This window comes from Paenibacillus sp. E194 (assembly GCF_000935845.1).
In the GTDB taxonomy this organism is placed as follows: Bacteria; Bacillota; Bacilli; order Paenibacillales; family Paenibacillaceae; genus Paenibacillus_B; species Paenibacillus_B alvei_B.
Genome location: NZ_JMDX01000212.1, coordinates 1 through 9897, shown reverse-complemented (window position 1 = coordinate 9897; position 9897 = coordinate 1). Strand labels below are relative to the sequence as shown.

Here is a 9897-nt window from a genome sequence, read left to right as displayed (position 1 = left end):
ATTTGCTTGCTGTTCATGCCAAGCTTGATGGCGTTCAACGTGAATGCACCGTTCGCCTCCTTTAATACGATCGAAGAGTTTTGGCTTCCCTTGGTGAGACATTCGCACATATGATATACACTGTTATTAACTTCATATCTTCCATCTCTTTTATTTGTTCAAGTGTTGTTGCGATGCTCTAGTTGAGGAGGAAGACATTTCAAGGGTTTATCAAAATGTTTCTAAGTTGTAAAATGTTGATATACAAACAACAGGAGAGATATGTGCATGGGAAGCAGTGAATGGATGTTAATCGCAGCTGTTACGATAGCCATTTTGCTCGGAGCCTCGATCTTGCTTGCGATTCAAGGAAAGAAGCCATCGAAGAAGAAGGGAAGATCACTGCAAAAGCGGGCAAAGCGAGGTACTACAAATAGAGCCTCAACACGTTGTCGTGGAGATGAAGCGATCTTATCAAGTAAGTTGGAGGACTTGACGGGTGCTGAGTTCGAGCGCCTGCTAGCCCTTTATTTCCGAGATCAAGGTTATGGGGTCACAGAGGTTGGAGTCGGCGGCAGCGACGGGGGCGTGGATCTTGTGATTACGGATCGACGGGGAGAGAAGACCGCTGTTCAGGCGAAATGTTATGCCAGTCACCATAAGGTTCCTGTGCAGACGGTTCGTGAACTTGTTGGTGCTAAGCGGAATCACGATTGTATTTTGTCCTTGTTGATTACGACATCAGATTTGACGGGGCCAGCGAAGAAGGAAGCGGAACAATTCAAAGTGGATTATTGGCATGGTGCACTCATCGAACACAAGCTGCGTTCATGGGGGAAGTGGAATCATGGAAAAAGGACATCGAAGAAAAGTAGTCGAGAAATGGAAGTAGCAAAAGCAGAGTTGAAGCAAGGTAGTAAGGAAAGCGCAGCATCCGCATCAATGACTTGTACTTGCGGCTCGCCAATGGTGAGAAGAAAAAGCAAGCAAGGACAAGCCTTCTGGGGATGCTCAACCTATCCGAAGTGCAGGCATACCCGATCAGTATGATGGTGCTCTAAGAACAAAAGCAGCTAACGCAAAGGTTGTCCGATCAAGAAGATTCGAGTGTAGGAAAATCTTTATGTCAGGATCAAGGAAACTTGCGGTTGTCGGATTTTCAATGGGTCCAATTGCTTCTCGTTGATGTCGAACTTGTCTTGCTTATGGTGAAGAATTGTGTTTTGTATGCTTCTACTCTTTTATCCGCGGAGTCGCGTATTCAGAAATTCTTCAGAACTCATTTAGATCTCATTCAGAACAATCCCCCTATGATCCCAAGACATGTTGGATATGATAATATCATCCAAGGATACGAGCGAAAGGGAGACGTCAAATGAGTGTGAACATGATTCGGGAAAAGCTGCTGTTCTTAAATACATTTTTTCGAACGCCCAAACAGATAGGGAGCATTACGCCAAGCTCACGATTTCTTGCGCAGCGGATGATGGATGCTGTGGACTGGCAAGAGGTGCAGCATGTTGCCGAATTAGGCGCAGGAACAGGGGCGATTACGAGATTTATCGCAACGGTTAAGCGGGATACGGCCAGAGTCATCTTGTTCGAGAAGGATCCATTGTTGCTTGAGCAATTGCAGGATAACTATCCTGAATACGCTGCTTATCCGGATGCCGGTGAATTAGGCAAGATATTGGGGGATGAGAGTAGGGGAAAGCTGGATTGTGTGCTGAGTGGGCTGCCATTCTTCAACTTCCCGCAGCAGTTGCGTGATCATCTGATCGAGGAAATTTTCGCATCGCTTAAGCCGGGAGGTTTATTCGTTGCCTTTCAATACTCTCAACAAATGAAGCCGCATTTGGCTCGCTATTTTGATATCGAGAATATTCATTTTGTGTTTCTGAATGTTCCACCAGCCTTCGTATATGTATGTCGGAAAGGGAGTAGTTTGCAGTAATTGGGTATTCATTCGGCCTTCGACTTCGATCCCTTTAGCAGATGAATATCATTTCTTTTCTTATTGGATTGTTCATACACTTCTCTTAAGCTGTATACTTGCTCTACAGAAAGGAGAGTAAGGAAAGGATGAGTCAACGGATATTAGTAACGGATGATGATGCGGACATACGAGATGTGCTTCGCATTTATTTGCACAATGAAGGTTTTAACGTGTTTGAGGCAGCAGATGGAGTTCAAGCATTGGATCTGATACAGCAAGAATCCATTGATCTTATAATTCTAGACGTAATGATGCCGAATATGGATGGTATGCAGGCATGCATGGCCATTCGCCAACATACGAAGGTGCCGATTATCATGCTCTCCGCCAAAGGAGAGAGTCTGGATAAGATCACAGGTCTTCATACAGGCGCGGATGATTATATCGCCAAGCCATTTCATCCGATGGAGCTTTTGGCTAGGGTAAAGGCTCAATTGCGCAGACAATCCTTCGCGGGACAGGAAGAACGCATCATGCAGGTGCCTCCGATTTCAGATGAATCGTTTATCGAAATAAAGGATTTATGCATATATCCGGAACGGCATCTCGTTATTGTCCGAGGGAAGGAAGTACTGCTCACCCCTACTGAATTCTCGATATTGGAGCGGCTGGCACGGCGGCGGGGGCATGTATTCAGCATTGATAAACTTATTGAATTGGTCTGGAAGGAAGACAAATTCATCACGGACAATACGGTGATGGTGCACATTCGCAATATTCGAGAAAAGATTGAAGAGAATCCTAGAGAGCCTCAATATATTAAGACCGTATGGGGAGTGGGGTATCGGATTGAATAGAAGGATATGGGCGATGCTGCATGGGAAGCATAACATCCGAGGACGTTTGTTCTGGTTTGCGCTTCTCAGCTTGTTTTGTACCTTTATTACAATGGCGCTCATGGATACGGTATCGTCCTATTTAATAGGCCACGGTGTCAGTCCATTAGTGTTTCTATTTCTATACCTTGCATACTTCTTTCTCTTCACGCGCGGTTTACTACGAGATTTAAAGAGATTAACAGAGGGGATCTTGTCTATTGCTGAGGGAGATCTGCAATCCCGTGTAACCTTGGATAGACAGGATGAACTCGGCATTATTGCAGATTCTATTAACCATATGGCGGAACAGTTGCAGCGCATGATTGAGAAGGAGCGTCTTACCGAGCAGATGAAGATGGAGCTTATTACGAATGTCTCGCATGATTTACGCACACCGCTGACGAGTCTGATTGGATACTTGAACTTGTTGCAGCAGGAGGGGGCAGCAAGCAAGGAAGAGCAGCTGCGCTACCTTCACAATGCATGCCGAAAGACCGAACAGCTTAGCCAGCTGATCAATGATTTATTCGAATATACAAGACTAGCTGACAATCGAGTGGAAATCGAGCGCTCTCGTCTTGATTTGAGCGGACTGTTGCGCCAATTGCTTGTTGAATTTGAACCGTTGGCAAGAGAGGCGTCGCTCACAATTCGGCTTGTCCATGCTTCCCAACGTGCGATAATGATAATAGCAGATGCAGAGCTGCTTGTTCGAGCCATGGATAACTTACTAATGAATGCGTACAAGTTCTCAGTGAGGCCCGGAGAAATTACGGTACGGCTCTGGGAGCAGAATTATACGGTATGGCTGGAAATAGAGAACTGGGGGCAGCCTATTACGAAGGAACAGGAGCAGCGATTGTTCGAGCGGTTCTATAAGGCGGAAGCCTCTCGTAACGATCAACACGATAGCCACGGGGCGGGTCTCGGCCTATCTATTGCCTATCATATTGCAAGACTGCATCGTGGCCAGCTCAGTATGACGCATGAGGAGGGGAAGTTCACGTTCCGTCTGGAGCTCCCGCTGGACGAGCAGTAACAATGGATAAGTCTGGCCCTCCCCTATACGATGGAGTCAATAGAATAGATCTAGTAGAAGAGTGCATTTCCAGTTCATTAGGGAATGTGCTTTTTTATGATGTGGAGGGGGAAGATGATCACCTAAGCAAGCAATCAACAATCATAGAAGCAATCAATTTGATGGATAAAATAACCATAATAGGATTGCATCGTCTTCACATTACAGGAATGATATGGTATCACTAGCATATGGATCGAGAGAGAATCACTCAGGAGGAAATTATGAATCTAGTACTGCATATGGTGAAGTCACTATGCTTCAGCTTTTTTGCATTGATCATGATAATGCTCATTGTTCTATTTCCACGCAAGCTGGACATTGGCATGGAAGGCTACAAGATGACAGCGAAGTATCATTTCAGCTGGTCGCAGTATGCCGAGAACATCACAGGATTTATACGCGGTATCTTTGTAGACAATACCTTAGGCGTAACTCGCTACGGGGAAGCTGCAGGTTCTGAGGTGCTGACCGTGATGGGGAATAGTCTAACTATTATTGTGATTGGCTTTCTATTAAGTTTTACATTGGGCTTGATGAAAGGGATTGCTGACTATAAGCTGTCCAAGTCGAAGTGGAATGTGATCGGGAACGGAACGACTTGGTTGTTTCAATCGGTGCCTGACTTCATGGTCGTGCTGCTCGTTCAATGGTTTGTTATTCGATACATGCCGTTTATTCATTTCTTTGAGCAAAAAGAATGGTATGCCTTCCTCATTCCATCTGTACTTGTATCCGTATATCCGGCTATGTATATTGCACGAATTACGAGCGCTGCAATTGCGGCGCAGGAGGGACAGATGTACATTCAGGTTGCCAAAGCGAAGGGAGTGGCGCAGCGAATGATTTTGTACAAGCACGTTGGCCGCAACAGTATGAGAACGATTTTGTCCCACCTGCCTTCCTTGTTCGGATACATCCTGTCTAATTTACTAATGGTCGAATACTTAATGAGTTATCCTGGTGCAGCCTACCGTTTGTTCCAAGCGATTGATTATGATACTAGCTTCGGATCGGGAGTGAATTATGAGCCGGGTGTCATTATCGGGATTGCTTGCTGTTTTACGATTATGGTGGTGCTAGTTCAGTGGATTGCCTTGCTGGTTAAGCGTTCCATTGCGCCGACATCGAGATAAAGGAGTGTCCTCATTGAAAAACTACACACTATGGATCGGTGGGGCAATGCTCGCCTTGGTTTTATTTGTGATGTACCTTGGCCCAGAATTGCCGCTCATAGACAAGTCACTTACACCCGAAAAACATAGATGGTCAGAGCAGGGCAAGCTTATGCTGCCTCCCTACAAAGCTTCGGATCTGAACTGGCTTGGCTCGGATAAGAAAGGCGTCGATAACTTGAGCAAGCTCGTGGTAGGAACCAAGGAGACGGTCTATATCGTCTTCTTCATTGCTCTGCTGCGCTATATAATTGCAGTGCCATTAGGCGTGCTCGCGTATAAGCAGAAGGGAGTTGCTCATTGGCTGGTAACAAGCTTGAATCAGATATTCACGTTTCTGCCTGTTATTTTCTCAGCTATTCTATTACTGAGTATGCCGTTCATCCAATATTCGAGCAATCGTATTCTATGGGTAATCCCAATTCTCGCTCTGCTTGAGGTGGGGCGAGTGGCACATATTGTGCAGCAGCAGGCGAACCATATCTCGCACGAATTATTTGTGGAAGCAGGAGAATCGCTTGGATTAAGTGGATGGCGCATGGTTCGAAATTATTATATGCCGTCGCTCGTACCGGAGATCGTTATTAATTTCTGTATTGATTTGGGCAAGGTCATGCTGCTTATAGGACAATTAGGTGTGTTGAGTATCTTCTTGACGCACGATTGGGTAGAGGTTAATTACTTCACCATGAAATTTTTGAATTCAAGCACCAACTGGGTGTCTTTGCTTGCGGAGACGCGCGCGGATATTTATTTAAGCAAGTTCACTTTCGTATTTTATCCCGCGCTCGCTATTCTGTTCACGGTGCTCACCTTCAATCTATTGGGAGAGGGCTTGCGGCGTCACTTCAACCGCCGTATGGGGTCGTACTTATAGACGATAGAGAGACGCAATATGATGCGGTTTTGAATCATCACGTTCGACAGAGATAAAATCCAATAGTCAGAGAATTGGGTAGAGGCAGACAGATTTGGCTTACCGTCATGCAGAAGGATAGCAAGCTTACTTCTTCGTAGAGTGGGAAGAACAGGACATCTTCATGACATACGATGTTCATAAATAGAGTGGGGAAATGCATTGCTCCGATTGGATATTTGGTTTAGATTATAGAATTATAGACAAAGAAAAATATCCCAATCACAACGAGATGATTGCTTAATGGAGGGTGCCGGAGAGATGAGTGTGAAGGCCATCTTGCTAGGAGCAGGAGTGCGAGGAGCAGATGTATACGCACAGCATGCTTTGCAATTCCCAGAAGAATTAGAAATTGTTGCGGTTGCCGAACCGGACGAGGAGAGGCGGGCGGTATTCGCGCGCAAGCATCATATTCAGGAAGAATATGTATTTTCGGATTGGAAGAAAGCGCTGCAAGGAGCACGCTATGCGGATGCGGTGATGATCTGCACGCAGGATCGCATGCATTACGAAGCGACGATGATGGCGCTGGAGCAGGGTTATCACGTGTTGTTGGAGAAGCCTATCTCGCCTTCGCCTGAGGAATGCGTCGAGATTGAGGCAGCTGCGAGACGCTGCGACCGGATCGTTCTTGTATGCTATGTGCTGCGCTACACACCATTCTGGTCCTCTATCAAGCAGGTGATTGAAGCAGGCAGCATTGGGAGGATCGTGAATATTCAGTTATGTGAAAATATCGGCTTCGCCCACATGGCCCACAGTTATGTACGTGGCCATTGGAGTAAGACGAGCGAGTCTAGTCCAATGATATTAGCGAAGTCATGCCATGATTTAGATATCATTCTGTGGCTCATGCAGCAGGATTGCAGGAGGCTGACGTCCTTCGGCTCGCTGTTCCATTTCAAGCGGGAGAATAAGCCGGAAGATGCACCGCTCTATTGTACAGACGGCTGTCCGCACGTTAATGAATGCTGCTATGCGGATTTGAGATATTACTTGGGAGAAGGTCGCCGTCGTGCGCTCCATTTCACGAAGGATCCTACAGATGAGCATATTCGGGACGTGATTCGCGAGACGCCTTATGGTCGATGTGTCTTCCAATGTGATAATGATGTCGTCGATCATCAGGTGGTCAATATGGAATTTCGCAACGGAGCGACGGCTTCCTTTACCTTGTCCGCCTTCACGCATGACAGCTCGCGAATGGTGCAAATATCAGGAACAAACGGGGAAATACGCGGTAACCTTGAGAAGCAGACATTCACAGTATATGATTTTGTTCATGATACTTCACAAGAGATGCATGTCCATGATGAGGGGCGCGAAGGTTGTACGGTCATGATGCATGAATTTTGCCGTCTCGTATCGCAGCCGCATAATAGGAGCGACCTATCGGCTGTGCTGCGCGGCTCCGTGCAGAGCCACATGATGGCGTTCGCTGCGGAACGATCCCGATTGCATGACGGAATGCCTATGGATATTCAGGAGCTGACGCGATATTACCAGCAGATAGTCAGCAAGCCCTTAGTGGGTGCATGTTCAGGGCGGTAATGAAGTCGTCATAAAACTTGATGAACTGAGAAAACGGGCTCACCGACGTATGTAAAAATTACGTTCGGTGCAGCCCCTTGTTATTGTAGAGCGATGATTGATAACTTCTGTCATAAGTCTTCCGCAACGTAAACCTGTAATTTTTGAGGTTTACATGATTACATCTCTTTGCTTGTTCCTGCGGCCTTCACTGGAAAGCGGTCACCGCGCTGTGTCCAGAACGCCAACCCCATCGTTGCAAGCAGCAATATACCCGTGACCCAAAATACCATGTGGATGGAGAACACACCACTAATCGCTCCCCCAACGAGTGGGCCGAGCATTCCGCCAAATTGATTCGCGGTCTGATTCAAGCTGAAGGCGCGCCCGCGGAACTCACTGTCTGTTGTCCGCACCACGAGTCCGTTCAATGCTGGGAACACAGCACAGAAGAAGATGCCATATGTAAAGCGAATAATCGAGAACCACCATATATTTTGAAACGGAATTTGAGCGAGCGTACCGATACCGCCTGCGAGCAGGCCGATCAGAAGAACCTTCTGGAAGCCGATACGGTCGGCAAGCTTCCCCCATCTTGCTGCGAACAGAATACTAGCTATGCCAACAAGAGAGAATACGAACCCCGCTACTAATGAGGCGTCCTTCGCTGAATGCCCGATTTCTACAATGTAGAGGGGGAGAACAGGCTCTATCGTCATGACCGAGAATTGGGTCAATAGGGACAGCAGAAGTACGATCATGAACGGACGATTTACGGATGCGATCCGAATGGTATTGACGATCGAACTGCTATCCTTCGTTGGAACGAAGTTCTCCTCTTTTACCCAGAAGATGACGAGCAGTGTTGCGATCAAACACAAGATGCCTGCACATGCGAACGTCAGACGGCTGTCGAACAGCTTCGATAAGATGCCGCCGAGGAGCGGTCCCATTATTGTACCGGTTGCAGTGGCGGTTGCCATCATCGACAAGGCATAGCCGACCTTTTTTTCAGGTGTGCTTGTGCCAACAAGGGCAATCGATCCAGGGATGAACCCTGTCAACAGGCCCTGCAAAATACGGATCGTTAATAGCTGGTACTGATTCGTAACAAAGGCTAGCATAATATAGGTTACGAATAGTACAATTCCGGCCCGGATAATCATTGGCTTGCGTCCGTACTTGTCGCCAATCGCTCCCCAGAACGGAGAAGAAATGGCGCCGGCAAAAAATACGCTGCTGAACAAAATCCCCGACCACAGCTCAATATGATCCTTTACACCAATTTGAATCAAGAAGAGCGGCAGGAACGGGACGACCATGGAAAAGCTTGATGAGACGATGAATGTACCAAACCATAGAATCCATAAATTTTTCTTCCATGTTTCCATTGGACTTTCACTCCTGTAGTTGTTTTCAGCAAGAGAGCGATTCCTTCGGAGTGTTTTGTTCCTAGAATCTCGTTTCTATTTGCCTACTTACTTTAGCAATAAACTATTATACACGACCCGTCTTTGAAAAGCTTCCAACGATTGCATATGCAAACTCGCTGTATCGTATGCAGTGACATGCCGAATGGACAGCCTTCATAAAGGGCATATGATCGAAGAACTGACGACGGCAATAGATAGAAGGGATGGGTTGTCTTTCCTATCTTGTAATCATGTCGTATTCTACTGCTGTCTCCCGTAGGCGTCTAGCGGTATAAGCGGTATATCATCATCCAAGTGTCCAATCACTGTCGGCAGCGAAAGAAGCAAAGAGAGCGCCCGCGTAATCTGCGGGCGCTCTACTTCGTAAAGGTATAGTATACCTAGCGTTCGCGAATCACACTATAGACTACAAGCGAAGTGCGGCTAAATCGAAAGCAGGCACGAGACCTTCCTTCGCTGCACGGCCAAGCAGTGCTTCGACTGCAGCATAGCCGTCTTCACCTAAGTTTCTAGTAAATTCATTCACGTACAGGTTAATATGGGCATCCGTTACTTCAGGCGACATCTCCTGTGCATGAGCTAGGACGTATTCACGCGATGCTTCCGGGTGTGCCCATGCATATTCGACTGATGCGCGTGCCCAGTCGGCGATTGCGTTCACATCAAGCGTGCGGCGGGCGATTATGGCACCGAGTGGAATCGGCAGGCCGGTATCCGTTTCCCACCACTTGCCTAGATCGGCAAGCATCGTGAGACCATAAGAGGGATATGTGAAGCGAGCTTCATGAATAACTAGCCCTGCATCAATGTGACCATCGCGAACGGCCGGCATGATCTGATGGAACGGCATGACGACAATCTCTCCGACCCCGCCTGGCACATTCTGTGCAGCCCACAGCCGGAACAAAAGATAGGCTGTAGATCGTTCGCTTGGTACAGCGACACGGCGGCCAGACAGCTGGATGGGTCAGC

At 47.1% G+C, this 9897-nt stretch carries 8 protein-coding genes and 1 pseudogene; 7 read left to right on the top strand and 2 right to left on the bottom strand.

The features are described from left to right. The first annotated feature begins 267 nt into the window (after positions 1-267). The 7 genes from AZ66_RS22555 (at position 268) to AZ66_RS22515 (ending at position 7513) form a co-directional block, all read left to right on the top strand. Entirely contained in the window at positions 268-1029 is a 762-nt protein-coding gene (locus AZ66_RS22555) for a restriction endonuclease (RefSeq protein WP_044356907.1), read from the top strand. Between the two features lie 325 nt (positions 1030-1354). Continuing rightward, the gene (locus AZ66_RS22545; protein WP_197081755.1) at positions 1355-1933 is read left to right on the top strand and encodes a class I SAM-dependent methyltransferase; all 579 of its coding nucleotides are present in this window, start codon (positions 1355-1357) and stop codon (positions 1931-1933) included. Between the two features lie 128 nt (positions 1934-2061). Continuing rightward, complete coding sequence (locus AZ66_RS22540) at positions 2062-2772, top strand: response regulator transcription factor (protein WP_044356905.1); 711 nt, start codon at positions 2062-2064, stop codon at positions 2770-2772. Further along, positions 2765-3832, top strand: coding sequence for a sensor histidine kinase (locus tag AZ66_RS22535; RefSeq protein ID WP_156160048.1), 1068 nt, complete (start codon positions 2765-2767; stop codon positions 3830-3832). The genes AZ66_RS22540 and AZ66_RS22535 overlap by 8 nt, the downstream gene beginning before the upstream one ends. A gap of 263 nt (positions 3833-4095) precedes the next feature. Next, positions 4096-5007 carry an ABC transporter permease subunit gene (locus AZ66_RS22525; protein ID WP_044356901.1) on the top strand — a complete coding sequence of 304 codons (912 nt, stop codon included), beginning with the start codon at positions 4096-4098 and terminating at the stop codon, positions 5005-5007. Between the two features lie 13 nt (positions 5008-5020). Continuing rightward, positions 5021-5923 carry an ABC transporter permease gene (locus AZ66_RS22520; protein ID WP_021261628.1) on the top strand — a complete coding sequence of 301 codons (903 nt, stop codon included), beginning with the start codon at positions 5021-5023 and terminating at the stop codon, positions 5921-5923. A gap of 300 nt (positions 5924-6223) precedes the next feature. Next, entirely contained in the window at positions 6224-7513 is a 1290-nt protein-coding gene (locus tag AZ66_RS22515) for a Gfo/Idh/MocA family protein (protein ID WP_044356899.1), read from the top strand. 158 nt (positions 7514-7671) lie between these two features. Here the strand turns inward: AZ66_RS22515 and AZ66_RS22510 are convergent, their stop codons facing one another. Together AZ66_RS22510 and AZ66_RS22505 are read right to left on the bottom strand one after the other, a co-directional pair. After that, entirely contained in the window at positions 7672-8883 is a 1212-nt protein-coding gene (locus AZ66_RS22510; protein WP_044356898.1) for an MFS transporter, read from the bottom strand. Positions 8884-9331: 448 nt separating this feature from the next. Then, positions 9332-9892, bottom strand: a pseudogene (locus AZ66_RS22505) (MqnA/MqnD/SBP family protein); the annotation flags it as partial. Positions 9893-9897: the final 5 nt, after the last annotated feature.

Coding starts and splice junctions, on each gene's coding strand:
- AZ66_RS22540 (WP_044356905.1), top strand. CDS start 2,062: ATGAGTCAACGGATATTAGTAACGGATGATGATGCGGACATACGAGAT.
- AZ66_RS22510 (WP_044356898.1), bottom strand. CDS start 8,883: ATGGAAACATGGAAGAAAAATTTATGGATTCTATGGTTTGGTACATTC.
- AZ66_RS22525 (WP_044356901.1), top strand. CDS start 4,096: ATGAATCTAGTACTGCATATGGTGAAGTCACTATGCTTCAGCTTTTTT.
- AZ66_RS22545 (WP_197081755.1), top strand. CDS start 1,355: ATGAGTGTGAACATGATTCGGGAAAAGCTGCTGTTCTTAAATACATTT.
- AZ66_RS22555 (WP_044356907.1), top strand. CDS start 268: ATGGGAAGCAGTGAATGGATGTTAATCGCAGCTGTTACGATAGCCATT.
- AZ66_RS22515 (WP_044356899.1), top strand. CDS start 6,224: ATGAGTGTGAAGGCCATCTTGCTAGGAGCAGGAGTGCGAGGAGCAGAT.